The 25,201-nt window shown below is 60.6% G+C and carries 19 protein-coding genes and 1 pseudogene; 18 read left to right on the forward strand and 2 right to left on the reverse strand.

The genetic code is table 11. The annotated features are described in order from the left end of the window. Positions 1 to 340: 340 nt before the first annotated feature. The 15 genes from glnE to AC1DWG_RS14770 all read left to right on the forward strand — a co-directional run bounded on the left by glnE (position 341) and on the right by AC1DWG_RS14770 (position 18,294). Positions 341 to 3,280 (forward strand): bifunctional [glutamate--ammonia ligase]-adenylyl-L-tyrosine phosphorylase/[glutamate--ammonia-ligase] adenylyltransferase, encoded by a 2,940-nt coding sequence (gene glnE / locus AC1DWG_RS14700; RefSeq protein WP_477787940.1) that lies wholly within the window; start codon positions 341 to 343, stop codon positions 3,278 to 3,280. A 51-nt stretch (positions 3,281 to 3,331) separates the two neighbouring features. Beyond that, entirely contained in the window at positions 3,332 to 4,366 is a 1,035-nt protein-coding gene (gene waaF / locus AC1DWG_RS14705; RefSeq protein WP_477787941.1) for a lipopolysaccharide heptosyltransferase II, read from the forward strand. Position 4,367: 1 nt separating this feature from the next. Beyond that, complete coding sequence (gene waaC / locus AC1DWG_RS14710) at positions 4,368 to 5,429, forward strand: lipopolysaccharide heptosyltransferase I (RefSeq protein ID WP_477763695.1); 1,062 nt, start codon at positions 4,368 to 4,370, stop codon at positions 5,427 to 5,429. Further along, positions 5,429 to 6,550: a glycosyltransferase family 4 protein gene (locus AC1DWG_RS14715; protein ID WP_477763694.1), complete on the forward strand. Its 1,122-nt coding sequence runs from the start codon at positions 5,429 to 5,431 to the stop codon at positions 6,548 to 6,550. The genes waaC and AC1DWG_RS14715 overlap by 1 nt, the downstream gene beginning before the upstream one ends. Beyond that, positions 6,551 to 7,357 carry a lipopolysaccharide core heptose(I) kinase RfaP gene (gene rfaP / locus AC1DWG_RS14720; protein ID WP_477763693.1) on the forward strand — a complete coding sequence of 269 codons (807 nt, stop codon included), beginning with the start codon at positions 6,551 to 6,553 and terminating at the stop codon, positions 7,355 to 7,357. Next, a complete protein-coding gene (locus AC1DWG_RS14725) occupies positions 7,357 to 8,091 on the forward strand; it encodes a lipopolysaccharide kinase InaA family protein (protein ID WP_477753624.1) in 735 nt (244 codons plus the stop codon). Before rfaP ends, AC1DWG_RS14725 begins: the two co-directional genes overlap by 1 nt. Continuing rightward, positions 8,088 to 8,840 (forward strand): lipopolysaccharide kinase InaA family protein, encoded by a 753-nt coding sequence (locus AC1DWG_RS14730; RefSeq protein WP_477763692.1) that lies wholly within the window; start codon positions 8,088 to 8,090, stop codon positions 8,838 to 8,840. The genes AC1DWG_RS14725 and AC1DWG_RS14730 overlap by 4 nt, the downstream gene beginning before the upstream one ends. Beyond that, positions 8,840 to 10,291: a lipopolysaccharide kinase InaA family protein gene (locus tag AC1DWG_RS14735; RefSeq protein WP_477753622.1), complete on the forward strand. Its 1,452-nt coding sequence runs from the start codon at positions 8,840 to 8,842 to the stop codon at positions 10,289 to 10,291. Before AC1DWG_RS14730 ends, AC1DWG_RS14735 begins: the two co-directional genes overlap by 1 nt. Before the next feature lie 250 nt (positions 10,292 to 10,541). Further along, on the forward strand, positions 10,542 to 10,877 hold the full coding sequence (locus tag AC1DWG_RS14740; protein ID WP_477753621.1) for a YceK/YidQ family lipoprotein: 336 nt from the start codon (positions 10,542 to 10,544) through the stop codon (positions 10,875 to 10,877). A 166-nt stretch (positions 10,878 to 11,043) separates the two neighbouring features. Next, the gene (locus AC1DWG_RS14745) at positions 11,044 to 12,801 is read left to right on the forward strand and encodes a carbamoyltransferase family protein (protein WP_477753620.1); all 1,758 of its coding nucleotides are present in this window, start codon (positions 11,044 to 11,046) and stop codon (positions 12,799 to 12,801) included. Further along, on the forward strand, positions 12,785 to 13,915 hold the full coding sequence (locus AC1DWG_RS14750; RefSeq protein ID WP_477763690.1) for a glycosyltransferase: 1,131 nt from the start codon (positions 12,785 to 12,787) through the stop codon (positions 13,913 to 13,915). The genes AC1DWG_RS14745 and AC1DWG_RS14750 overlap by 17 nt, the downstream gene beginning before the upstream one ends. After that, positions 13,915 to 14,811, forward strand: a complete 897-nt coding sequence (locus AC1DWG_RS14755) for an antimicrobial resistance protein Mig-14 (protein ID WP_477753618.1) — start codon at positions 13,915 to 13,917, stop codon at positions 14,809 to 14,811. Before AC1DWG_RS14750 ends, AC1DWG_RS14755 begins: the two co-directional genes overlap by 1 nt. 8 nt (positions 14,812 to 14,819) lie before the next feature. Next, positions 14,820 to 16,262: a PIG-L deacetylase family protein gene (locus AC1DWG_RS14760; RefSeq protein ID WP_477760293.1), complete on the forward strand. Its 1,443-nt coding sequence runs from the start codon at positions 14,820 to 14,822 to the stop codon at positions 16,260 to 16,262. Further along, on the forward strand, positions 16,259 to 17,413 hold the full coding sequence (locus tag AC1DWG_RS14765) for a glycosyltransferase family 4 protein (protein ID WP_477787942.1): 1,155 nt from the start codon (positions 16,259 to 16,261) through the stop codon (positions 17,411 to 17,413). The genes AC1DWG_RS14760 and AC1DWG_RS14765 overlap by 4 nt, the downstream gene beginning before the upstream one ends. Beyond that, positions 17,410 to 18,294, forward strand: coding sequence for a glycosyltransferase (locus AC1DWG_RS14770; protein WP_477763688.1), 885 nt, complete (start codon positions 17,410 to 17,412; stop codon positions 18,292 to 18,294). The genes AC1DWG_RS14765 and AC1DWG_RS14770 overlap by 4 nt, the downstream gene beginning before the upstream one ends. Before the next feature lie 68 nt (positions 18,295 to 18,362). Here AC1DWG_RS14770 and AC1DWG_RS14775 read toward each other — a convergent pair whose 3' ends face one another. After that, positions 18,363 to 19,586 carry an acyltransferase family protein gene (locus tag AC1DWG_RS14775; RefSeq protein WP_477753614.1) on the reverse strand — a complete coding sequence of 408 codons (1,224 nt, stop codon included), beginning with the start codon at positions 19,584 to 19,586 and terminating at the stop codon, positions 18,363 to 18,365. Then, on the reverse strand, positions 19,586 to 21,448 hold the full coding sequence (locus tag AC1DWG_RS14780; RefSeq protein ID WP_477760292.1) for an O-antigen ligase family protein: 1,863 nt from the start codon (positions 21,446 to 21,448) through the stop codon (positions 19,586 to 19,588). The genes AC1DWG_RS14775 and AC1DWG_RS14780 overlap by 1 nt, the downstream gene beginning before the upstream one ends. A 154-nt stretch (positions 21,449 to 21,602) precedes the next feature. Here AC1DWG_RS14780 and msbA point away from each other — a divergent pair, with 154 nt between their 5' ends. The 3 genes and pseudogenes from msbA (at position 21,603) to hldE (ending at position 25,201) form a co-directional block, all read left to right on the forward strand. Then, on the forward strand, positions 21,603 to 23,405 hold the full coding sequence (msbA, locus tag AC1DWG_RS14785; RefSeq protein ID WP_477763687.1) for a lipid A export permease/ATP-binding protein MsbA: 1,803 nt from the start codon (positions 21,603 to 21,605) through the stop codon (positions 23,403 to 23,405). 104 nt (positions 23,406 to 23,509) lie between these two features. Next, positions 23,510 to 23,677: pseudogene (locus AC1DWG_RS14790) on the forward strand (adenylyl-sulfate kinase); the annotation flags it as partial. Positions 23,678 to 23,779: 102 nt separating this feature from the next. Then, positions 23,780 to 25,201 carry a bifunctional D-glycero-beta-D-manno-heptose-7-phosphate kinase/D-glycero-beta-D-manno-heptose 1-phosphate adenylyltransferase HldE gene (gene hldE / locus AC1DWG_RS14795; RefSeq protein ID WP_477753926.1) on the forward strand — a complete coding sequence of 474 codons (1,422 nt, stop codon included), beginning with the start codon at positions 23,780 to 23,782 and terminating at the stop codon, positions 25,199 to 25,201.

The following is a 25,201-nucleotide window of genomic DNA, read 5'->3' on the forward strand; positions in this document are numbered from 1 at the left end:
GTTAGCGACTGGCCTTGTGGGCAGACGTTATGAATTCTTGGATTGCCGACAGGTTGTTCCGGCGGCGTGTAGTTTTACTACAAATCTTCCGGCATTTCAGCCCGTCTAATGTATATACGAGTAGTAAAACTACAGATGAGCGGCTTGTCGCCCCCGGCTGCGTTGTGAGAATAATCGTTAAGGTTGGTCTTTTTCCAACTACAGAAGGTAAAAGCTTGATGCTGGCTGCCAAAATTAAAGAAATCTCAGCTATTTCTAACTTTTGTTCGACAGTCCCTCAGGTAGTGAGTTTTCGAAAACCACTACATGCAGTCCGTTGTACGCCGATCAAGGATAGACCATGAGCCTCCCTTCGCTTGCCGAACTGCCCGCCATTCTCCTGCCGTTGGTCTCCCGCGCCGAGCAGTCGTTCCGGGCTGCCGTCGCTGCCCTGGACGATGACCACGGGCTGTCCACCTGGACGCCGGAACGCTGGGCGCAATTTGCCCGCGTCACCGCCGCCAGCGATTTCGTGATTGAACAGTGTGCTCGTGACCCTTTGATGTTGCTGGAGCTGGTGCAGTCCGGCGAACTGGATCGCCGCTTCGCTCCCGGCGAGTTGTGCGGGCAGATCGCGGCCGCCGTGAGCGAGGCCGAGTCCGACGATCAGCTTGGCCGCGCCTTGCGCCGCCAGCGTGCACGCCATCAGGTGCGGATCATCTGGCGCGACCTGACCCGCCAGGCCGATTTGATCCAGACCTGTCGCGACCTTTCGGACATGGCGGATGCCAGCATCGATCAGGCCTATCAATGGTTGTATGTGCGGCATTGCCAGCAGTTCGGCGTGCCGACCGGGCGGCGCAGCGGCGAGCCGCAGCAGATGGTCATTCTCGGCATGGGCAAGCTCGGTGCCGTGGAGTTGAACCTGTCGTCGGACATCGACCTGATTTTTGCCTACCCCGAGGGCGGCGAAACCGTCGGCGTGAAACGCCCGCTGGATAACCAGGAGTTCTTCATTCGTCTGGGCCAGCGGCTGATCAAGGCCCTGGACCCGATGACCGTCGACGGCTTTGTATTTCGCGTCGACATGCGCTTGCGACCTTACGGTTCGTCCGGCGCTCTGGTGCTGAGCTTCAACGCGCTGGAACAGTATTACCAGGACCAGGGTCGCGACTGGGAACGCTACGCGATGATCAAGTCGCGGGTGGTGGCCGGCGATCAAGTAGCCGGCGCGCAACTGCAGGAGATGCTGCGGCCGTTCGTTTACCGGCGCTACCTGGACTTCTCGGCCATCGAAGCGCTGCGCACCATGAAGCAACTGATCCAGCAGGAAGTACGGCGCAAGGGCATGGCCGACAACATCAAGCTCGGTTCCGGCGGTATTCGTGAAGTCGAGTTCATTGCCCAGGCGTTCCAGCTGATTCACGGCGGCCGCGATTTGAGCTTGCAGCAACGCCCGCTATTAAAAGTGCTGAGCACGCTGGAAGGTCAGGGTTACCTGCCGCCGGCCGTGATCGGCGAGCTGCGTGAAGGTTACGAATTCCTGCGTTACACCGAACACGCGATTCAGGCGATTGCCGATCGCCAGACGCAAATGTTGCCCAGTGGCGAGCAGGATCAGGCGCGCATTGCCTTTATGCTGGGTTTCGCCAACTGGACGGCGTTCCACGAACAACTGATGTATTGGCGCGGCCGCGTGGCCTGGCACTTCGGGCAGGTGATCGCCGATCCCGACGAAGAGCAGGGCGCCGAAAGCGAAGTGGTGGTCGGCGGTGAGTGGTTGCCGCTGTGGGAAGAGGCTCAGGACGATGAGGCCGCTTGCCGCCAACTGGAAGAGGGTGGCTTCAAGGATGCCCCCAAAGCCTTGAAAGCCTTGGCCGGCTTGCGCAGCAGCCCGCAATTGCGGGCGATGCAGCGTCTGGGCCGCGAACGTCTCGATGCTTTTATTCCGCGTCTGCTGGCACAGGCCGTGGAACATGACAATCCGGACCTGGTACTGGAACGGGTGCTGCCGCTGGTTGAAGCCGTGGCCCGTCGCTCCGCGTATCTGGTGTTGTTGACCGAGAACCCCGGTGCGCTGCGGCGTTTGTTGACGCTGTGTGCGGCAAGTCCGTGGATCGCCGAGCAAATCACCCGTTTCCCGTTACTGCTCGACGAACTGCTCAACGAAGGCCGGCTGTTCAAACCGCCATTGGCGCCAGAATTGGCGGCCGAGTTGCGCGAGCGCCTGACGCGGATTCCCGAGGACGACCTCGAACAGCAAATGGAAGCCCTGCGCCACTTCAAGCTGGCGCACCGCTTGCGAGTGGCCGCTTCGGAAATCGCCGGCAGTCTGCCGCTGATGAAAGTCAGCGATTACCTGACCTGGCTCGCCGAAGCGATCCTGGAGCAAGTGCTGGCATTGGCCTGGCGCCAGACCGTGGCCAAGTACGGCACGCCACTGCGCACCGATGGCACCTTGTGCGATCCCGGCTTCATCATTGTCGGTTATGGGAAAGTCGGCGGCCTGGAACTCGGGCATGGTTCGGACCTGGACCTGGTGTTCATCCACGATGGCGATCCGCAGGCTGAAACCGACGGACCCAAACCCATCGATGGCGCGCAATTTTTCACCCGTCTGGGGCAACGGATCATTCACTTGCTGACAGCGCAGACCAACTCCGGGCAGCTGTATGAGGTGGACATGCGTCTGCGGCCGTCCGGTGCGTCGGGGTTGCTGGTGAGTTCCCTCGGGGCGTTTGCCCGTTATCAGGAGAACGAAGCCTGGACTTGGGAACATCAGGCGCTGGTGCGTGCGCGGGTGTTGGTGGGCAGTCAGGATGTCGGCCAGGCATTCGAGAAAGTCCGCGCCGCGATATTGGGCAAAACCCGTGATCTACCGACCCTGCGTCAGGAGGTCAGCGAGATGCGCGCCAAGATGCGCGATAACCTCGGCAGCAAGAGCACGGCGGCCGGCACCGGGGCAAATGCCTTCGAAGCCACGGCGCCGTTCGATATCAAGCAAGATGCCGGAGGTATCGTCGATATTGAATTTATGGTGCAATACGCGGCCCTGGCGTGGTCCGAAACACACCCGCCATTGCTGCGCTGGACGGACAATATCCGCATTCTGGAAGAGCTGGAGCATGAAGGGCTGATGCCCGTCGAAGATGCCAGTCTGTTGCGTGAAGCGTATAAAGCCTACCGCTCCGCCGCCCACCGGCAGGCCTTGCAGAAGGACCCCGGGGTGATACCGGGCGACCAGTTCGCAGACGAACGGCGGCAGGTCATGCGGATCTGGCGTGAGTTGGGGCTAAGCTGATTCTCGAGGCGGGGAGGCGTAAAGCCTCCCCGGTTCGTTTATGGAAACCACATGAAAATTCTGATCGTTGGGCCCAGTTGGGTCGGTGACATGGTGATGGCGCAGACACTTTTCCAGTGTCTGAAACAACGCCACCCGCAATGCGAAATCGACGTGCTGGCCCCCGAGTGGAGCCGGCCGATTCTTGAGCGGATGCCCGAAGTTCGCCAGGCCTTGAGCTTTCCGCTTGGTCACGGTGTTCTGGAACTGGCGACGCGTCGGCGCATCGGTAAATCCCTGGCCGGCCAGTACGACCAGGCGATCCTGTTGCCCAACTCCCTGAAGTCGGCGCTGGTGCCGTTCTTTGCCGGCATCCCGAAACGCACCGGCTGGCGTGGCGAGTTCCGCTACGGCCTGCTCAATGACGTGCGCACGCTGGACAAGGATCGTTACCCGCTGATGATCGAGCGCTTCATGGCCTTGGCGTTCGAGCCGGGCGTTGAGCTGCCAAAACCCTATCCGCGTCCGACGCTGCAGATCGACCCGGTAACTCGCGAGGCGGCGCTGGCCAAGTTCGACCTGGCCCTCGACCGTCCGGTGTTGGCCTTGTGCCCCGGCGCCGAGTTCGGCGAGTCCAAGCGCTGGCCGTCCGAGCATTACGCCAAAGTCGCCGAAGCGAAGATCCGCGAAGGCTGGCAAGTCTGGCTGTTCGGTTCGAAAAACGATCACACCGTAGGCGAAGACATCCGCGCGCGGCTGATTCCCGGCCTGCGTGAAGAATCGGTCAATCTCAGTGGCGGCACCTCGCTGGCCGAAGCCATCGACCTGATGTCCTGTGCAGATTCTGTGGTGTCCAACGACTCCGGCCTGATGCACGTCGCCGCCGCGCTGAACCGCCCGCTGGTCGCGGTCTACGGTTCGACGTCGCCGGGCTTCACGCCACCGCTGGCCGAGCACGTGGAAATCGTACGCCTGGGCATCGAGTGCAGTCCGTGCTTCGATCGCACCTGCCGTTTCGGCCATTACAACTGCCTGCGCCAGCTCATGCCGCAGGCCGTGAACGAAGCCTTGCAGCGGTTGCAAGGCACTGTGGTCGAGGTCAAATAGCTTGCGGGTTCTGTTGATCAAGACTTCTTCGCTGGGCGACGTCATTCACGCGTTACCGGCGTTGACCGACGCGGCGCGGGCGATTCCCGGCATCAAATTCGACTGGGTGGTGGAAGAAGGCTTTGCCGAAATCCCGACCTGGCATCCGGCGGTGGGCAAGGTGATTCCGGTGGCGATCCGTCGCTGGCGCCAAAACATCTGGCAGACCATTAAGAGCGGCGAGTGGAAGCGCTTCAAACAAAGCGTTCGCGCCACCAGATATGACTTGGTGATAGACGCCCAGGGCTTGCTGAAAAGCGCCTGGCTGACCCGTTACGTCAAGGCTCCGGTGGCCGGCCTCGATAAAAGCTCCGCACGCGAGCCCATTGCTGCGCGCTTTTATGATCGACGTCTGGCCGTTGCCCGTGGGCAGCACGCGGTGGAGCGAGTGCGTCAGTTGTTCGCCATTGCGTTGGGCTATGACTTGCCCAAAGGTCTGGGCGACTACGGACTGAATATCGAGCGCCTGGTGGAGTTGCCGCGCAAGAATCCTTACGTGGTGTTTTTGCACGGCACCACCTGGGACACCAAGCACTGGCCCGAAGCCTACTGGCGCGAGCTGACCGAACGGGTTGGCTACCTTGGCGTCGGGGTGAAGTTGCCCTGGGGCAATGCCCTGGAGAAAGCCCGGGCCGAGCGTATCGCCGCGGGTTTCAAGCACGCCGAAGTGCTGCCAAAACTGAACCTGGCGGGTGTCGGCAAGGTGCTGGCCGGCGCGCAAGCCTGCGTGGCGGTGGATACTGGCCTGGGCCATCTGGCCGCCGCACTGGATGTGCCGACGCTGTCGCTGTTCGGTCCGACCAATCCGGGCCTGACCGGCGCCTATGGCAAAGTGCAGATTCACATGGCCAGCGACTTCCCTTGTGCACCGTGCCTGCAAAAGAAATGCACTTATCAGCCGACGGCTGAAGATGCCCGTCAATTTGACTTGAAACGCGAGTGGCCGTTGTGCTTCACGCGTCTGAATCCCGAGCGTGTCGCCAGCCGACTGAGCACGTTGTTAATGGCTGAGGAGCTGCGCTGATGCAATTGGCATTTGTCCTGTACAAATATTTCCCGTTCGGCGGCTTGCAGCGCGATTTCATGCGAATCGCCCTGGAGTGCCAGAAGCGCGGTCATCAGATTCGCGTCTACACGCTGATCTGGGAGGGTGACGTGCCGCCGGGTTTCGAAGTGCTGGTGGCGCCGGTCAAGGCGTTCTTCAACCATCGCCGCAACGAGAAACTCAGCGAGTGGATGGATGCGGACCTGGCCAAGCGCCCGGTCGACCGCCTGATTGGCTTCAACAAGATGCCGGGCCTGGACGTCTACTACGCCGCCGACGGCTGCTTCGAAGACAAGGCGCAGAACCTGCGTAACTCGCTGTATCGCCGTTGGGGCCGCTATCGCCACTTCGCCGAATACGAGCGGGCGGTGTTCGCCAGGGACGCCAAGACCGAAGTGTTGATGATTTCCGAGGTTCAGCAGCCGTTGTTCATCAAGCATTACGACACGCCGCTGGAGCGCTTCCACCTGCTGCCACCGGGCATCGCCCAGGACCGTCGCCGGCCGGCGGATGCCGATGAAGTTCGCGCAGGGTTCCGCGCTGAATTCGATCTCAAGGACGACGAACTGCTGCTGGTGCAGATCGGCTCCGGGTTCAAGACCAAGGGCGTGGACCGTAGCCTCAAGGCACTGGCAGCATTGCCTGCCGAGTTGAGGAAACGCACCCGGCTGTTTGTAATTGGCCAGGATGACCCCAAATTATTCCAGATGCAGAGTGCGACATTAGGGCTGGGCGACAATGTCACGTTCCTCAAGGGGCGCAGTGATATCCCGCGGTTCCTGTTGGGTGCCGATCTGTTGATCCACCCGGCGTACAACGAAAATACCGGCACCGTGCTGCTCGAAGCGCTGGTGGCCGGTTTGCCGGTGCTGGTGAGCGCGGTGTGCGGGTACGCCCATTACATTGCCGAGGCCGACGCCGGCCTGGTGCTGGACGAACCGTTCGATCAGGCACAGCTGACGCAGTACCTGACCGGCATGTTGAACGACGCTCAAGCAAGGGCGGCCTGGAGCCGCAATGGTCTGGCCTACGCCGGGACGGCCGACCTCTACAGCATGCCGCAGCACGCGGCCGATGTGATTCTGGCGGAGCACGCTTAAATGAAGTTGATGCTGGCTGAACCGTTCAAGAGCCTCTGGGCCGGACGCGACCCGTTCGCCGAAGTCGAGGGGCTCAAGGGCGAGGTGTACCGCGAGCTGGAAGCGCGCCGGACCTTACGCACGGAAGTCGATGGCAACGGATTTTTCGTGAAAATCCACCGTGGCATCGGCTGGGGCGAAATTTTCAAGAATCTGCTCACTGCCAAGCTTCCAGTATTGGGGGCCGGTCAGGAGTGGCAGGCCATTCAACGCCTGCAGCAAGTTGGCGTGCCGACCATGACCGCCGTCGCGTATGGCGAGAAGGGCAGCAACCCCGCCGACCAGCACTCGTTCATCGTCACCGAGGAGCTAGCGCCGACGGTCAGTCTCGAAGATTTCAGTATCAACTGGATCAAGCAGCCACCGGAGCCAAAGCTCAAGCGCGCGCTGATCGCCGAAGTCGCACGCATGACCGGCATGATGCACCGCGCCGGGGTCAATCACCGCGACTGCTACATCTGCCATTTCCTGCTGCATACCGACAAACCGGTGACCGCCGACGACTTCAAACTCTCGGTGATCGACCTGCACCGCGCCCAGACCCGCCCGGCGATCACCTCGCGCTGGCGCAACAAGGACCTGGCCGCGCTGTACTTTTCCGCGCTGGACATTGGCCTGACCCGCCGCGACAAGCTGCGTTTCCTCAAAGGCTATTTCCAGCAGCCGCTGCGTAAGATCCTGATTGAAGAGGCGTCTTTGCTGGCATGGCTCGACGGCAAGGCCAACAAGCTCTACGAGCGTAAACAGCGATACGGGGATGCGCTCTGATGTCGGGTTGGAAACTGGAACCGGCCTACAGCGAACTGGCCGATGACTTTGGCAGCCTCGAGGCTGTGTTTGCGCTGCAAGGCGAGCGTTTGACCAGCGATCTGCTTTCGGAGGTCATCCGGGTCGAGCGCAATGGCGTCAACTATTACGTCAAGCGGTATGTGGGCGCTGGCAAAGGCTTGCGGCGTTACCTGGGCAAGCCTCGGGTGAAGATGGAATGGCAGAACCTCAAGCGCTTCGCCAAGTGGGGCATCCCCACGGCCGAAGTGGTGGCCTGGGGGCTGGAACGACGCGGTGTGGCCTACGCTCGCGGCGCGATGATTACCCGGGAGCTGCCTCGTACCGAAGACTTGTCGGCACTGGCCGAGCGTCGCGACCCGAAACTTTCGGATCGCGCCTGGGTCGATACCGTCAGTCGTCAGCTGGCCGAATATACCCGGACCATGCACGACCACCGCTTCACCCATAATGATTTGAAGTGGCGCAACCTGCTGATCGACGATGAGGCTCGAGTGTTTTTGATCGATTGCCCCAACGGCGATTTCTGGCGCGGTTTCTGGCTCAAGTACCGTATTACCAAGGATCTGGCGTGCCTGGACAAGGTCGCCAAGTATCAACTGTCGGCAACCCAGCGCCTGCGCTTTTACCTGCAATACCGCAATCGGACCCGGCTCAACGCTGCGGACAAAAAACGTATCCGGCACGTGGTGAGATTTTTCGAGGGGCGTGAATGACTGATTTTCTGGCCGCTGAAGACCGAGCGCTGCTTGAGCGCCACGGCCTCGGCACATTCGAAGCACTCTGGGCCAAGCAACTCGATGCGGTGGACGAGCCCAACACCGGTCGCGGCGGCTGGAGCAGCGTGTTTCGGCTGGATCTGGAAGGTCATGGTTTCTACCTCAAGCGTCAAAGCAACTACCTGACCCGCACCTTGCGTGCGCCGTTCGGCGAGCCGAGTTTCGCTCGCGAGTTTCGCAACATCTCCCTCTACCGGAGGATGGGCATTCCGGCGCTGGAAGCGGTGTTCTACGGGGAGCGCAAGGTCGATGGCGAAGTCCGCGCGATCCTGCTGACCCGTGCCCTGGATGGTTGGGACGATCTCGACTCGCTGTTGCAGCGCTGGGCTGAATTGAGCCCTGAGCAGCACTCGGAAATCCTCAAGGCCATTGGCGAACTGGCCAGGCAGTTGCACGCCGCACGCCAGGTGCATGGGTGCTTCTATCCCAAGCATATTTTCATGCGCGCCACCGGCAACGGCTATCAGGCTCAATTGATCGACCTGGAAAAAACCCGACCACTGCTGTACGGGCAGCGTGACCGAATCAAGGACCTGGAACCGCTGACGCGTCGCGCGCCAGAGTGGGGAGAGTCGCACCTGCGGCAATTGCTGGCCGCCTATCTGGATCAACCACAGGACAGCTCGTTGATCGACAGCTGGCTGGGGCGTTTGACGACGCGGCGCAGCCAAAAGGGACCACGCTGATGCGTTTATCCGAGTTGAAGTCCGCCGGCCGCAACCCGGCGTTGCCATTGAGCGTTTCGCTGGCTGATGCCGCAGGCCCCGCCGAGCTACAACTGCTGAGCCTGTTGCGGGTGTTGCCGGGGCAGCGTTATGTCGGTGCCGGCGTCTGGCGTGGCCGGCCGGTGTTGGCCAAGTTGCTGGTCGGCAGCAAGGCTTCGCGGCACTTCCAGCGTGAGCTGGACGGCGTGCGCTTGCTTGCCGCTCAAGGATTGACCACGCCGCAGCTGTTGGCCGATGGCCTGAAAGAGGGTGAGGGTGGTTGGCTGCTGTTCGAGTTTCTGGAAGGCGCCGAAAGCCTGGGTGATACCTGGAAGCAGGTTGAGCAGCAGCCCGTGCTGTCCGATGGGCAAGGAGCGGTGCTGGCCGAGGCGTTAGGTGCCATCGGTCAAATGCACCGCAAAGGCCTGTGGCAGGAAGATCTGCACCTGGACAACCTGCTGCGTCAGCGTGGTCGTCTGTACTTGATCGACGGCGCCGGGATTTGCTCCGAAACACCTGGCCAGCCGCTGTCGCGGCAGAAGGTCCTGGAAAACCTCGGGGTGTTCTTCGCCCAGTTGCCGAAGTCGATCGAGCCCTTCATTGAAGAGTTGCTGGTGTATTACCTGCTCAGCAACGGCGAGCACGCCTTGCCCATGGAGGCGCTGCAGAAGCAGATCGACAAGGTCCGCAGCTGGCGCCTCAAGGACTTCCTGATCAAGGTCGGCCGCGAGTGCACGCTGTTCAGCGTCCAGCGCGGTGCCTTCGGATTGCGGGCGATTCGCCGCGAGGAAGAGCCGTCGATGGTGCCGGTGCTGGAGCAGGCCGATACCCTGCTCGATCAGGGGCATCTGTACAAGACCGGGGGCGCGGCGAGCGTCGGTAAGGTCGAGGTGGATGGCCGCACGCTGGTGATCAAGCGCTACAACATCAAGGGCTTCGCCCACTGGCTCAAACGCTTCTGGCGTCCGAGCCGGGCCTGGCATTCATGGCGCGAAGGCAATCGCCTGGCGTTCCTCGGGATTGCCACGCCCAAGCCGCTGGTGTTGCTGGAAAAGCGTTTTCTGTGGCTGCGCAGCCGGGCGTACCTGATCACCGAGTATCTGTCGGGGCCGGACATCATCGAGCGTTTTGCGCCGTATGTTGAAAGCGGTGATGCACCGGAAGCCGAGCTGGCGGCGCTGGATCATTTGTTTGCCGAGCTGATTCGCGAACGCATCAGTCATGGCGACTTCAAGGGGCATAACCTGTTCTGGCAGCAAGATCGCTGGGCGTTGATCGACCTCGATTCGATGTGCCAGCACGGTTCTCTCGGCAGTTTCGCCCCGGCGTATGCCAGGGATCGCGCACGGTTCATGCGCAATTGGCCTGAAGGCAGCGCCCTTTACCGGGTCATCGATCAGCGGTTGCCCAAAGACATCTCCAGCGCTGGCTGAATCAGGACCTTCGGTCCTATCGCGGGCAAGTCGGATCGCCGCACCGCCGCTCCCACAGGGATTTCTGAACGACCGGAACTACTGTAGGAGCGGCGGTGCGGCGATCCGACTTGCCCGCGAAGAGGCCGGAACTGCCAACCGAGAAAGCAGACAAGTTCTTGTGATCCGTCCTACGCGATCTTGGGAAGTCATGAACTGTGGCTGAAATTGCCCCGATGCTAGTTTGCCTGACGCTCTCGGAGGTCAGGCTGTGACGATCAAAATGGCAGTTTCAGCAGGTGTTTTATCAGTGTCGCTAATGGGCTGCGGGACCGCCGCCACCGTCCTGCAGGATGAAGCCGAAGCAGCGCAGGGGCTGCGCAGGCAAAAGACCTATTGCCAGTCCATCCCGCGGGTCTACAGCGGCCTGGCTTATGACTTCTGTGTATTGAATGCGCCGCCAGACCCTACGGGTTTCCTTGTGCCACTCGTATTGCTGGACTTGGCCGTGTCTGGCGCGCTGGACACCGTTGTCTTGCCGTACACGATTTACCGGCAAAGCGTGGACGGCAATATTTCCATCTATTGGCGACCTGCGCGCGGATAAAAAATGTCGCGAGGCCCCGGCCGTAGTTGCATGCCGCTTGCGGCTAGAGGTTTGCCGCTGCTTTTACGCTATAATCCCGCCCTTTAGCTGTCTCTCGCCCCTTGCGAGGGCACATTAATTTTTGAGGCGCTTGCGCCTGCATGCAGACTAAAGAGGCTAGACCCCTGTGGCATTGACGATTCTTGGCCTGTCCGGCGCCCTTAGCCATGATCCTTCCGCAGCCCTGTACATCGACGGCAAGCTGGTCGCGGCGGCTGAAGAGGAACGCTTCGTACGCGATAAACATGCAAAGAACCGCATGCCCTACGAATCGGCGAAATTCTGCCTGGAACAGGCTGGCATCAAGCCGTCCGATGTCGACGTGGTAGCGATCCCGTTCGCCCCGATCAGTCTGTTCGGCAAGGCCCGCTGGCAGTACGCCAAGCGTTACTGGTACGCCCCGGACCGCGCCCTCGACGCGATCCTGATGGGCAACCGTCGCTACAAGCGCTATCGCAACAAGATCGTCTGGTGCCTGGAGCAACTGGGCTTTGATCCGAAGAAGATCAAGATCGAGCCGGTCGAGCACCACCTGGCCCACGCCTCCAGCGCTTATCACTGCTCCGGTTTCAAAGAGAAAACCGCGATCCTGGGCATCGACGGCAAGGGCGAGTACGCCACGACCTTTTTCGGTTACGGCGAAAACGGCAAGATCCACAAGATCAAGGAATTCTTCGATCCGGACTCCCTCGGCGGCCTGTACGGCGCGATCACCGAGTTCCTCGGTTTCGATATGCTCGATGGTGAGTTCAAGGTCATGGGCATGGCGCCGTACGGCGACGCCAGCAAATACGATTTTTCGCGACTGGCTTCGTTCGAAAACGGCGAGTTGGTAATCAACACCGACTACGCCAACGTCATCGGCCTGCGTCGCTACAAAGAGAAGGGCAAGGGTTACTACTTCTCGCCGAAGCTGATCGAGTGGCTGGGTCCCAAGCGAGAAGGCGACATCGCCGACGAGCCTTACATCCACTACGCCGCGAGCATTCAAGCGCTGTTCGAAAAAATTGCGCTGCAGATGATCGACTACTACCTGGGCGACGTGCTCAAGGAAACCGGCAAACTGGCCTACGCCGGTGGCTGTGCGTTGAACGTCAAGCTGAACCAGAAAATCATCGCCCGCGACGACGTCAAGGAGCTGTTTGTTCAGCCTGCCTCCGGCGACGCCGGTACCGCGGTGGGCGCGGCAGCCTATGTGTCCCACGCCCGTGGCGTACCGGTCGAGAAGATGGAACACGTCTACCTCGGCCCGTCGTACAGCAACGAAGATGTGATCGCCGCGTGCGCCCGTCACGCCAACAAGCCGACGTGGCGCAAGCTCGACAACATGCCGGAGCAGATCGCCAAAATCATGGTCGATGGCAACCCGGTGGCCTGGTTCCAGGGCCGCATGGAGTTCGGTCCGCGTGCATTGGGCGGTCGTTCGATCATCGGTTGCCCGAGCATTGCGGGCGTGGCGGACCGGATCAACCACCAGATCAAGTTCCGCGAGCGCTGGAGGCCTTTCTGCCCGTCGATGCTCGACACCGTGGCGCCGCAGATGATCAAGATCGATCACCCGGCTCCGTTCATGACCTTCACCTTCGAAGTGGCGGAAGAGTGGAAAACCCGCGTGCCGGAAGTCGTCCACGAAGACGGCACTTCCCGCGCCCAGGTACTCAAGCGCGAATACAACCCGCGCTACTACGACATGATGAAAGCGCTGGAAGTGCTCACCGGCAACGGCGTGTCGCTCAACACCTCGCTCAACCGTCGCGGCGAACCGATGATCTGCTCGCCGACCGACGCCCTGAACATGTTCTTCGGTTCGGATCTACAGTATCTGATCATGGAAGACATCCTGGTGGTCAAAGAGGGCGCGAACGCCTATGACACGTTCGGCTGAACGCCATGTGCTGCAGTTCTGCCACGGCTATGACGGGCCGTTCCTGGACTGCGCACGGCAGTACGCCAGCCTGTTCGCGGGGACCGGTTATCGAGTGACCACGGTGTTTCTCACCGGGGTTGCCGATGCCGAAGTCGCCGCGGGTTGTGCTTCCGATGAAGTGCTATTCATGGAGTACAGCTCCAAGGCCATTCGTGGCCTGAAGCTGGGTGCCATCGGCGATCTGCGCAAGATCGTCGCGTCGCGCAACTTCAGTTTCTGCATTGCTCACCGCTTCAAGCCGATCTATATCGCCTTGCTCGGCACGTCGTTGCCGGTGATTGGCGTGCATCACGCTTTTGACGATTACAAGCGTGGTAGCCGCAAACTGTTCGCGCATATTTTCCGCAAGCGTTTGAGTCTGCTCGGTGTGTCCGACGCCGTGCGCGACGACATGCGCAATTGCCTGCCGAAGTGGCCGGCTTCGCGGATCCAGACCATATACAACCGTATCGACGTAGATGCCTTGCAAGCCTCGCAGGTGTTGGCTCGCGAGGCCCGGGAAACCCTCGGGCTGGCGGCGGATGCCTGGATCGTCGGCAACGTCGGACGGCTGCATCCGGACAAGGACCAGGCCACGCTGTTGCACGGTTTCGCCGAGGCGTTGCCGGGGTTGCCGGCCAACAGTCAACTGGTGATTCTCGGTAAGGGGCGTCTGGAGGAAAACCTCAAGGCTCAAGCCCGGGAGCTGGGTATCGGTGACCGGGTTCTGTTTCTCGGTCAGGTGCCGGATGCGCGCAACTACTTCCGGGCCTTCGATGTGTTTGCCCTGAGCTCCGATCACGAACCGTTCGGCATGGTGCTGCTGGAGGCCATGGCCGCTGGTGTACCTTTGCTCGCAACGGCGTGCGGCGGAGCGAAAGAAGTGGTCGAAGGCGTGGGCATCCTGTTCCCGTTGGGCGATGCCGAGCGTCTGGCCCAAGGGCTGCAACATCTGGCTGGCATGGATGATCAGCAACGCCGACAGTGTGCCGAGTTAATGCTCGAGCGCTTGCGCGAACGCTTCTCCGATTGCGCGGTACGCGATGCTTTCTGGCATTTGCCGCATGTTACCGAACTGGCACAGAGGGGCTGATGCTCAACCGATTTCAAGGCTGGCGCGAGCGTGGCTGGGCGGTAGTCGACGGCTCGACATACGCCGAAACCTGGCAACGTTATGGCGGCAGTGTCGCGACTCATCCCATGGTGGTCGAGCGGCTGGCGCAACTGGCTGACATTCCGGTGCGTTACCTGGCCTGGGTGCAGGGCGATGAGGTCAAGGCGGCGATCCCGACCTGGGGCCGCGACTTGGCCTTGTCCAAGGACGTGCTCAAGCGTCGCGGCAAAAAAGGTCTGTTCGATCTGGGCAACGCCGAGATCATCCTGCCGGCCGCTGCCGATGCCCAGGTGCCTTTGCGCCATCGCGCGCGGTATCTGTCGGCGCTGAACGAAGGCCGTTTCACTGGCATCAGGTTGCAGACCGAGCAACTGGCCATGGCCCGTACCCCCGAAGAGCTGTCGAAAAAGTTTCGCTATAACCAGCGCCGCGAGTTGCGCTTGCTGGAAGAGGCCGGTGGCGTGGTTCGACCGGTGTCCGAATTTTCCAGCTTCGATCTGGCGGCGATTTACTGCGACCTGTTCCAGCGCCGCTGGGGTTTCCCGGCGACGGGTGCCGAGCGCATGGCTGATGTCATCGAGTTGCTGCGCGAGTTGCTGATCGGTTCGGTGATTTTCCTCAACGATGCGCCGATTGCGATTCAACTGGTGTACCGCGTAGAAACCACGCAGTGGATCAGTGTCGAGTACATCAACGGCGGGGTCGATCCACAAACCCGTGAGTTCAGCCCCGGCAGCGTGCTGAGTTTCCTCAATACGCAAAGCGCCTGGGAGCATGCCCGGGCGCAGGACAAACCGTTGCGCTTTTCCTTCGGTCGCGCCGACCGTGAATACAAGGATCGCTGGTGCAACCCCGTGCCGGTCTTCACTGTATGAGCCAAGCCATGAGCCGCAAACAGCAACTGCTCAAGCGCCATCGGCGCAATAAACGCATAGGCCTGTTGATTGCGCTGGCGTTGTTGATCGTCATCGGTGTTCTGGTGGCCTGGTGGTTGCCGCTGGTGCTGGCGGTTCTGGGCTGGATTGCCCACGAAGCCTGGTTTGCCGACCATCTGTTCTACTCAGCGAAAGACGATTACCAGTACAGCTTTCCCCCGTACACGCCACAACCCAAGGTGCACCTGAGCGGTGAACATTTGCGGCTGGACGAGGGCGTGATGCTGGTCGACGACGCGACGCTGGTGCTGGCCCTGCGGGTAAAGAGCACCTGGCTGGGACGATTTATCGATCCGGTGGTGGAGTTGGCGGGTGGCGAAAACCCTGACCGACAAACCTTCGAACGGGGCGTGAACGGCCTGCGTTACCTCAATCTCAGTGGTCAGGCTCAGGCGTTGTCGCGCGGTGACCTGCGCTTGCGCGGGCGCTTCTGTCGCGTGTTTGGTGAGCCCGTGCTGTGGGCGTTCGAACATCCGGATTACCGGCGTCAGCGGGTGATGGTCATCGCCCCCCACGCCGATGACGCCGAGCTGGCGGCCTACGGTTTGTACAGCCAGGCCGACGAAACCTGGATCGTCACGCTGACAGCGGGTGAAATCGAAGCCGAACACTATCAGCAGATGGGCCTGAACAAGGTCGATGCGGCCCGCTTGAAAGGCCGTCTGCGCACCTGGGACAGCATCGCCGTGCCACGTTGGGCCGGTGTGCCCGAGGCTCACTGCGTACAACTGGGTTACTTCTGTCTGCAACTGGCGAACATGCAGGCCGCGCCTGCCGTGGCGGCGGGATCGCGGGAGGCGGATATGAGCGACACCCGGCTGTTCCGCCGGTTGAATCCTTTCGCGCTGCCTGGCGATGCCGATGGCGCGCCGACCTGGAACAATCTTCTGGCGGATCTGCGTGAGTTGCTGCTGCGGGCCCGGCCCGAGGTCATCGTCCTGCCGCATCCGACCCTCGATCCGCATCCCGATCATGTCTGCGCCCAGGCGGCAGTCCTCGAAGCCTTGCAAGGCCTGGACTGGCAGCCGGCCACGCTATTGGGCTATGCCAACCACCTGCACGACAACGACCGCTGGCCGATGGGCGATACCGGTGATGGCATCGCCTTGCCGCCTGCCTTCGATTCGGCCCGGCCGATGCAGCCTTATTGCCTGCCGATGCCGCTGGAGCAACAGCGAGACAAAGCCATGGCGTTGGGCATGATGCACGACCTGCAACCGGCGATGCCGTTCAAACGTCGCTTGCGTCGGCTGATCCAACGGTTGTTGGCCGGCCGCTTGCTGCCCACCTATGGCCAGAACGAGTTCTTTCGCAAGGCAGTCCGGCGCCACGAGCTTTTGTGGTCCCTCAAGCACACACCAGGCAATGTTTCTCAGCGGGGAGAGTTATGAGTCAGCGGTCAAAGGTCCTGCAGCTGCAGCCTGACTACAACGTCAAAGCCCATGATTTCGCCGACCTCGCGGAGCAAATCGTCAAGGCCCTGCCCAGCGATCGCTATGAAGTGACCGCCGCGTTTCTGCGTGGCAAACCCGGGCCGGGCGAAGCAGTGAGCCGAGCCGACCGTTCGGTGTACTTCGAGTTTTCCGACAAGTCCCTCAAGGGCATGCGCCTGCGGGCCATGTGGCAGCTGTACAAGTTCTGCCGCCGGGAAAAATTCGATGTGGTGATCTGCAACCGCTTCAAACCGGTGAACATGATGCTGGCGCTCAACCGCTGGTTGAAAGTGTCGTTGTGCATTGGCATTTCCCACGGCTTTGGCGAGTACGACCGCTTTTACCGTCGCCGCCAGACCCAGCGCCTGATTGATCGTCACTGGCGCTTCGTTGGCGTGTCGCCTGCAGTGAAACAGTATCTGCTGGACTGTGACTGTGGCTTCACCGACCAGAATACCTACGCCATCACCAACGCCATCGACATCGAGCAAGCCGAAGGTCTGCAACACAGTCGTGAAAAGGCCCGTGAACTGTTGGGCATCGATCTGTCGGTGCGGTTGATCGGTGCGTTGGGGCGACTGGTGCCGGTCAAGGGCCATATCTATTTGCTGCAGGCCTTTGCCGCGCTCAAGGACAAATACCCGAATACCCAACTGGCGATCATCGGTGCCGGCCGCGAAGAGTCGCGCCTGGCCGCGGAAATCGACCGCCTCGGCCTCAGCGGTCGTGCCCATTTGCTGGGGTTCAAGGAAATCGCCCTGCAGTACATTCGCGCTTTCGATATCTGGACCATGCCCTCCCTGGCCGAAGGCCTCGGGCTGGCGCTGCTTGAAGGCATGAGCGGGCATTTGCCGGTGATTGCCTCGAACGTGCCGGCCATGTTGCCGCTCATCGAGGGCGCCGGTGGCCTGGCGATTACACCGAAGGATGTGCCGACGCTGCAGGCGGCGCTGGACACCTACCTCGGGCTGTCGGATGACGAGCTCAAGGCCAAGGGTGAGCAGGCCTTCCGTTATCTGCAGCAACACCATGACATCGAGGAGTTCCGTCGGGAATACCTCAATCTGATCGACTCCGGCCTGGAACAGGCCCGCAAGGAACAGCCATGAACGACGCGCAACCCATCGTCACGGTCATCATCGCGTCGTATAACCATGCCCCTTACATCGAGGAAAGCATTCTCAGCGTCCTCAACCAGACCTATCAGAACATCGAGTTGCTGGTGGTCGACGATGGCTCGAAAGATGACAGCGTCGAGCGGATCAAGGCGCTGCAGGTCATCCATGGTTTCGATTTCCGGGTGCAGGAAAACCAGGGGCTGACCAACACCCTCAATGGTGCGATTGCCCGGGCCAAGGGCAGCCTGATCGTGCCGTTCGGTTCGGATGACATCATGCTGCCGGAGCGAATCGCCACCCAGGTCGCTCATATGGACGGCAAACCCGAGGTCGGCATTTGCGCCGGCAACATCGAACTGATCGATGCCGACGGCAATCTCTACCCCGAGAAGCGCCAGCGCCGGGATGTGCCGTTCCGTCGCCTGGACTTCGATGACATGTTCCTGGAGCGCAAGCCCTATCCACCGGCACCCACGCTGATGATTCGTCGCGAAGCTCTGGACAAGGTGGGCGGTTTCGACCCGACCATTCGCCTGGAAGACTTGCTGATCGAGTTGAAGGTGACCCATGCCGGTTACTTCATCGACGGTCTGAATGTGTTGATGGCGCGTTATCGCAAGCACGCCACCAACTCCTACAAGAACCACCGCTTCATGATCGACAGCATCCTGCGCACCTACGCGCTCTTCAGCGATCACCCGCTGTATGACGAGGTGCGCTACAAGTTTCTCAATTCCATGTTCCTCAAGACCGCCAATCGTGATCGCAAGCTGGCGCGGGAGTTGCTGGCGCAGATTCCGTTCAAGGCCTGGAACAAGAAAACCTGGCGTGGGTTGGGCCGGATGTATTTCTCACGGTTGGAGAAAGACTGAGCCATAGGCTGGATTCAAGGGGGGTGGACGACGTGGCATTGTTCGCGGTGACATGCCTCGACGATTGCTCAACGTTGTTGAACCGTCTCCTCCAAAAGTTCTTTCCTCGGTTTCCTGTTCTGGCGTAACCAGTGCAGGGTTTTCTTGCCGGCATTGATACCGGGCTTTTCGATGTGCAGGTAGGTCAGGCTGCTGATGATGATCAGCAGGCAACTGCACACGGCCAGCAACGGCAGGAAGACCCACACTTCCCGGGCGTCAAGATGCAATACCGGCGGCAGTCGCTGCACCAGTATCCAGAGCACGAAACCGTGCAGCAAATACGTGCTGTAGCTGATTTCCCCTAGCCAGCGAATGCTGCGTGGTCTCAGGGCGCCGAACAAGGTGTTGCCGGACGCCACAATCACAAAAAACAGTGAAAGCAGCAGCAGCGCTCCCGGATTGAATGCCCGGTTGAACGCCGTAAAGGCGATCGCCAATGCGAGCAGGGCGATGATGCCCGCCAGCGGAGAGAGGCTCCAGGCGACCCATTGTGGACGGCGAACCCAGTACGCTGCAGCGATGCCACCGAGGAAACTGGCCAGGTAGTGCTTCTTCAGCGAGTGTTCCCAGCCGACCACCTGGTACAGGGTGTAGATGCCGATCAGGCACAGCACTGTCTGCATCCAGCCGCCGCGATAAATGAACACCATGGCGGCCAGTGGCAGGGCCAGGTAGAAAAACACTTCATACCCCAGCGTCCAGGTGACGTTGGAGATCAGCATGCCGGTCTGGTGGTACTGGTTGACGTCTGGCCGGTCGAAGATCAGCCAGGCCAGGGTCTGGCCAATGAGCTGGGTGCCGGAGTCCTTGAGTTCCCAGTCCTGCAAATAGAACACACAGACAAACACGGTCAACATCAGCGGCAGGTAGAGCGGGTAGAGGCGAAATAGCCGAGATACCGCAAATGCCAGCCAGTCGTGTTGCCGCCCGTGGGTGAGCAAGCGGTCCCAGAACAGAAAGCTGGTGATCATGAAAAAGAGGGCGACGCTACCCTGGCCGAGCTGCGAGTAGAAGTTGCTCGGCGGAAAATCGATCACGCCGGTTTGCAGAAAGATCCAGGTAATGATCGAGTGGTGCACGAACACGCCGAAGGCCAGATACCCGCGTAAGCCGTCGATGCCGGCAAAGCGGCTTTCGCCGCAATGCTCCAGCTGTCGGGTGAATCTCGGCACGCGGTGCAACAGTAGCGCAGCGGTCGCGATGGCGAGCAGGTAGGCCATCATCGCGATAAGGGGGTTGGTTTCTATCATCAGTGAGCCTGGGCCGAAGGACTCCCGGCCAGCACGTGTCTGTGCAAATTATCCACGTCGGCTTTCGAAGCCGCCGCGGCGTATCCCTGCAGCAGCGCTTCGAAGTGATCCTCGAACAGCCAGTGCCGATCTGATGCGTAGCGTTGCATGTGGCGCAGATTACGCCGCCGCAGCGAAGGGCTCAACGATGAAGGGTAAATTCGCAGGTCGGCCAGGTCGATCAGGCCGAACTCGCCGTCCTCCAGCACCAGCACATTGCCCAGGTGCAGGGAGCGGAAGTAGACCCCTTGCTGATGCAGTTGGGCCATGAATTTGCCGAAGCGCTCCACCAGTGCCTGGCGCACCGCCGGGGCGGTGATGCCTTGCAGGATCTGGCGCAGCGTGTTGCCCGGCAAGGGAGAGTAGTGCACAGCGGTGCTGCCGTCTTCGAACCGGTAGAGGTCGAGGATGTGCGGTGTCGGGATGCCCATGCTGCGCAGTTGCACGCTGTTGACGGCAAAACGATCGGAGTAGGGCGTGAAACTGCCCGAGGTGTACCAGCGGCGACGGCGGAACAGCTTGAGAAAGCTGCCATCGGTCAGGCGCAGGACTTTGGGGCCCAAACCATCTTCTTCGATGACCCGGGCATCGACAGTCAGCTGTTGCAGGGCGCTTGGCGTCGCGGTCTTGATTGGCATGTCCAGCAGGCGCCTGGCCCGTTGATTGATGCTCAACGCGGCAATCAGTGCCAACGGGATCCACAGCAGGAACCAGTGCTCCTTGGGGCGAGAGATAATCCCGCCACCTTCGGTCAGGCCTGCACCGATACCGAAGGCCAGCCAGGCGGAGGCAATGATAAACAGCGGTTGCACGCGATGGCGCCGGCTGCTGATGAAGCTCCACGCAAGGAAGAACAGCCATGGCAGCAGGCCGATAATGCCGACGTAGTAGAGCACGCCCAGGGCGAAGCTATGGGGCTCCTGAAGGAGGTAGCCGGCGCCGGGGTCCAGGCTCAGTCCGGCGTTGTAGCCGTGCCCGATCCATGGATGTTCAGCGATCCTGTCCAGGGCCAATTGCCAGAGTTCGATACGGAAGGAACTGCCTCTTTCGAAGATCTTGTCCGCAAACAACGCGAAAGTCGCCGTTCCTGCAATGAGCATGGAACCAAGCATGAAGACCGGGCGTCGATTCCAGCAGATGTAACACAGCCACAGCGCAGCCAGCGTCAGTGCAACCAGTGGGGTCCTGGAGCCGGTGGCCAGGACGGCGGCGAACATGATCGCCATCGCCGGTATGCTCAACCAAAGTACCTGGTGTCGCTTGCAGGTCATGCTCAGGCTCAGCCAGTAGGTACAGAAAAAGCCGAAAACGTGGGAGCTGAGCAGTGGATTGTCGAACGCACCTACTCCGATCAGGCGCATTTCCGGTTGGTAGATCAGACCGAACCTGTACAGGTTGTAGACCGTGGCGACCAGCGCCACAATCGCGGCGCAGAACAGCAGGGGCTGAATGATTTCGCTGCGATAGCGCACCAGCAGGTAGCAGCCAACGAACAGAAACAGGGTATGCAATGGCGGTTTGAACTGACCAAAGTCGATGTCGTTGCCTGGCCCCCAGCACAGGCTGAGCAGTGCCCACGCCAGAAACAACAGGGCTGCAATGACGATCGGTTCGTGCAGCAGTTCTTTGCTGAGCCGCGGACGCAGGCACAGCGCAATCAGTGCCGGAATGCTGAACAGGCCATAGTAAAGCTTGTGATGCACACTGCGCCCTGGCAGGAAAAACAGTGCACAAAGCAGCAATAAATAACCGAGCGGAAGGATCCACAAGCAAATGAAATCGAAGATTCTATTGGACGTGCTGTTCAACGCGTTTAATTGCATGCTGAGTAACTTATTCCTGAATTGAGCGAGCGTACCAAGGCAGGGACATTTGGTGGCTATTTGACGCGCCACAATACACAGACTGTATGCGATTGCCAGAACCCTGGGGAAGCTGTGCTAAAGTCAGCGTCCTTTTTATCGACAATCGCGTGATATGACCGACTCCAGTCTCTGCGCAAGCCCATCGAGCTTGAAAATCTACTTCCGTCTGCTCGGCTATGTCCGGCCGTACATCAGCCTGTTCCTGATCAGCATCGTCGGTTTTCTGATTTTCGCTTCGACACAGCCAATGCTGGGCTACATCCTCAAGTACTTCGTCGACGGTCTGTCCAACCCTGAAGCGGCGCTGTTTCCAACCGTGCCCTACCTGCGGGATCTGCAACTGCTGCAGGCGGTGCCGTTGTTGATCATCCTGATCGCTGCGTGGCAGGGATTGGGGTCGTACCTGGGCAACTACTTCCTGGCCAAGGTTTCCCTGGGCCTGGTCCATGACTTGCGGGTGCAGTTGTTCAACAACCTGCTGGTGTTGCCAAACCGGTATTTCGACAAGCATAACTCGGGGCACCTGATTTCACGTATCACCTTCAACGTGACCATGGTCACGGGGGCGGCAACGGATGCGATCAAGGTCGTAATTCGTGAAGGCATGACGGTGATCTTCCTGTTTGCCTCGCTATTGTTCATGAACTGGCGCCTGACGCTGGTCATGGTCGCCATCCTGCCGCTGATCGCCATCATGGTGCGCACCGCCAGCAAGAAATTCCGCAAGCAGAGCAAGAAAATCCAGCTGGCCATGGGGGACGTGACGCATGTGGCGTCCGAAACGATCCAGGGTTATCGCGTGGTGCGCAGCTTCGGCGGTGAAAAGTACGAAGAGAAACGCTTCTTCGACGCCAGCCAGGGCAACACCGACAAGCAATTGCGCATGACCCGCACCGGCGCCATCTACACGCCGCTACTGCAATTGGTGATCTACACCGCCATGGCCGTGCTGATGTTCCTGGTGCTGTTCCTGCGTGGCGATGCGTCCGCCGGCGACATGGTGGCCTACATCACCCTGGCCGGCCTGCTGCCCAAGCCGATTCGCCAGCTGTCCGAAGTCAGCTCGACCATCCAGAAGGGTGTGGCCGGTGCCGAAAGTATCTTTGAACAACTGGATGTCGCGCCCGAAGTCGATACCGGCACCGTCGAGCGTGACGTCGTCAGCGGTCGCCTGGACGTGCGCAACCTCAGCTTTACGTACCCTGACACCGAGCGTCAGGTGCTCAATGACATCAGTTTCTCGGTCGAGCCCGGGCAAATGGTGGCGCTGGTGGGACGTTCGGGCAGCGGCAAGTCGACCCTGGCCAACCTGATTCCGCGTTTCTATCACCACGACAAGGGCGAAATCCTCATCGATGGCGTCGAAGTGGAACAGTACAAACTGTTGAACCTGCGTCAGCATATCGCCCAGGTGACCCAGCACGTGACCCTGTTCAGCGACACCGTGGCCAACAACATCGCCTATGGCGACCTGGCTGGCGCACCCCGTGAAGACATTGAAAAGGCGGCCAAGGATGCCTATGCAATGGACTTCATTGCTCAGTTGCCTGAAGGCCTGGACACCCAGGTCGGGGAAAACGGCGTGCTGCTGTCCGGTGGTCAGCGCCAGCGCCTGGCGATTGCCCGGGCATTGTTGAAGAATGCTCCGCTGCTGATTCTCGACGAGGCGACTTCGGCACTCGATACCGAGTCCGAGCGGCATATTCAGGCAGCCCTGGATCAGGTCATGAAAGGTCGCACCACGCTGGTGATCGCTCACCGCTTGTCGACCATCGAGAAGGCCGACCTGATCCTGGTCATGGATCAGGGGAAAATCGTCGAGCGCGGCACCCATGATCAACTGCTGGCGCAAAACGGCTACTACTCGCGCCTCAACGCGATGGGCCTCGACGCCCCGGCCGAAGACATCGCCTGACCGCGAAAGGGCGAGCCTGGCTCGCCCTTTCGCGCACCCGACGTGCAACGCGTCCGGTGATTTGTATCCAGACCTTTACGCTTCTTGACCAAGCCGGAATTCATCCCATGGGTTTGTATCGGGCTGCCCGGGAAGGCCGGATCAAGGATTTCACCGGCATCGACAGTCCCTACGAGGCGCCGCTGCATGCGGAGTGTGATATCGATACGCAGGCGATGGAAATGAGCGACGCGTGCCGTCGTCTGGCGTTTTTTTTTTTGCTCAAAAAATGAGCAATAAAGCCCGGCGAATAATCCGGTTGCAGCCACCGCACAAGCCGACACCAACCCTGTGTTAATATCGCGCCCCTGTTCATTCTGTATGTGGGTTGCACCATGAAGTTGTCCATGCCGCGATTCGATCAAGCCCCCGTCTTGGTGGTCGGCGATGTCATGCTCGACCGTTACTGGCATGGTGGTACCTCACGGATTTCTCCTGAGGCGCCGGTGCCGGTGGTCAAGGTCGATCACATCGAGGACCGTCCGGGCGGCGCTGCCAACGTTGCCTTGAACATTGCCGCCCTGGGGGCCCCGGCCTCGCTGGTCGGTGTAACCGGCGACGATGAAGCCGCCAACAGCCTGGTCAACAGCCTCAAGGGCGCCGGCGTGCGGGCCATCTTCCAGCGCATTGCGCACCAGCCGACCATCGTCAAGCTGCGGGTCATGAGCCGTCACCAGCAATTGCTGCGTATCGACTTCGAAGAACCCTTCGCCACTGACGCGCTGGCGCTGGCCGTGCAGGTCGATGAGTTGCTCGAAGGCATCAAGGTGCTGGTGCTGTCCGACTACGGCAAAGGCGCGCTGAAAAACCATCAGGCGCTGATCCAGGCCGCCCGTGCCCGTGGCATTCCGGTGCTGGCCGATCCCAAGGGCAAGGATTTCTCGATCTACCGCGGTGCGAGCCTGATCACGCCGAATCTCAACGAATTCGAAACCATCGTCGGTGGTTGCGCCGATGAGCACGAATTGGTGAGCAAGGGCGCGCAGTTGATGCACGACCTGGACCTCGGTGCCTTGCTGGTGACACGTGGCGAGCACGGCATGACCTTGTTGCGTCCGGATCACCCGGCGCTGCACTTGCCGGCCCGTGCCCGTGAAGTGTTCGACGTGACCGGTGCCGGCGATACGGTGATATCCACTCTGGCGGCCGCGATGGCCGCTGGCGAAGAACTGCCTCACGCGGTGGCTCTGGCCAATCTGGCGGCCGGTATCGTGGTCGGCAAACTCGGTACGGCGGCCATCAGTGCGCCGGAACTGCGTCGTGCGATTCAGCGTGAGGAAGGTTCCGAGCGTGGAGTGCTGGGCCTTGAGCAGCTGTTGCTGGCGGTCGACGATGCCCGCGCGCACAACGAGCGGATCGTGTTCACCAACGGTTGCTTCGACATCCTGCACGCCGGTCACGTGACCTATCTGGAACAGGCACGGGCCCAGGGCGATCGCCTGATCGTCGCGATCAACGACGATGCATCGGTCAGCCGCCTGAAAGGGCCGGGCCGTCCGATCAACAGTGTCGACCGGCGCATGGCGGTACTGGCCGGTCTGGGTGCGGTGGACTGGGTCATCAGTTTCTCGGAAGGCACTCCGGAAAACCTGCTGAGCGCGGTCAAGCCGGACGTGCTGGTCAAGGGCGGCGACTATGGGATCGACCAGGTGGTCGGCGCGGACATCGTGACGGCCTACGGCGGTACCGTGAAAGTGCTGGGGCTGGTGGAAAACAGCTCGACCACGGCGATTGTCGAGAAGATCCGCAAGTCGTAG

The sequence above is a fragment of the Pseudomonas sp. P4_B3 genome (assembly GCF_056402295.1).

Coding starts and splice junctions, on each gene's coding strand:
- glnE (WP_477787940.1), top strand. CDS start 341: ATGAGCCTCCCTTCGCTTGCCGAACTGCCCGCCATTCTCCTGCCGTTG.
- waaF (WP_477787941.1), top strand. CDS start 3,332: ATGAAAATTCTGATCGTTGGGCCCAGTTGGGTCGGTGACATGGTGATG.
- AC1DWG_RS14715 (WP_477763694.1), top strand. CDS start 5,429: ATGCAATTGGCATTTGTCCTGTACAAATATTTCCCGTTCGGCGGCTTG.
- rfaP (WP_477763693.1), top strand. CDS start 6,551: ATGAAGTTGATGCTGGCTGAACCGTTCAAGAGCCTCTGGGCCGGACGC.
- AC1DWG_RS14725 (WP_477753624.1), top strand. CDS start 7,357: ATGTCGGGTTGGAAACTGGAACCGGCCTACAGCGAACTGGCCGATGAC.
- AC1DWG_RS14730 (WP_477763692.1), top strand. CDS start 8,088: ATGACTGATTTTCTGGCCGCTGAAGACCGAGCGCTGCTTGAGCGCCAC.
- AC1DWG_RS14735 (WP_477753622.1), top strand. CDS start 8,840: ATGCGTTTATCCGAGTTGAAGTCCGCCGGCCGCAACCCGGCGTTGCCA.
- AC1DWG_RS14750 (WP_477763690.1), top strand. CDS start 12,785: ATGACACGTTCGGCTGAACGCCATGTGCTGCAGTTCTGCCACGGCTAT.
- AC1DWG_RS14755 (WP_477753618.1), top strand. CDS start 13,915: ATGCTCAACCGATTTCAAGGCTGGCGCGAGCGTGGCTGGGCGGTAGTC.
- AC1DWG_RS14760 (WP_477760293.1), top strand. CDS start 14,820: ATGAGCCGCAAACAGCAACTGCTCAAGCGCCATCGGCGCAATAAACGC.
- AC1DWG_RS14765 (WP_477787942.1), top strand. CDS start 16,259: ATGAGTCAGCGGTCAAAGGTCCTGCAGCTGCAGCCTGACTACAACGTC.
- AC1DWG_RS14770 (WP_477763688.1), top strand. CDS start 17,410: ATGAACGACGCGCAACCCATCGTCACGGTCATCATCGCGTCGTATAAC.
- AC1DWG_RS14775 (WP_477753614.1), bottom strand. CDS start 19,586: ATGATAGAAACCAACCCCCTTATCGCGATGATGGCCTACCTGCTCGCC.
- AC1DWG_RS14780 (WP_477760292.1), bottom strand. CDS start 21,448: ATGCAATTAAACGCGTTGAACAGCACGTCCAATAGAATCTTCGATTTC.
- msbA (WP_477763687.1), top strand. CDS start 21,603: ATGACCGACTCCAGTCTCTGCGCAAGCCCATCGAGCTTGAAAATCTAC.
- hldE (WP_477753926.1), top strand. CDS start 23,780: ATGAAGTTGTCCATGCCGCGATTCGATCAAGCCCCCGTCTTGGTGGTC.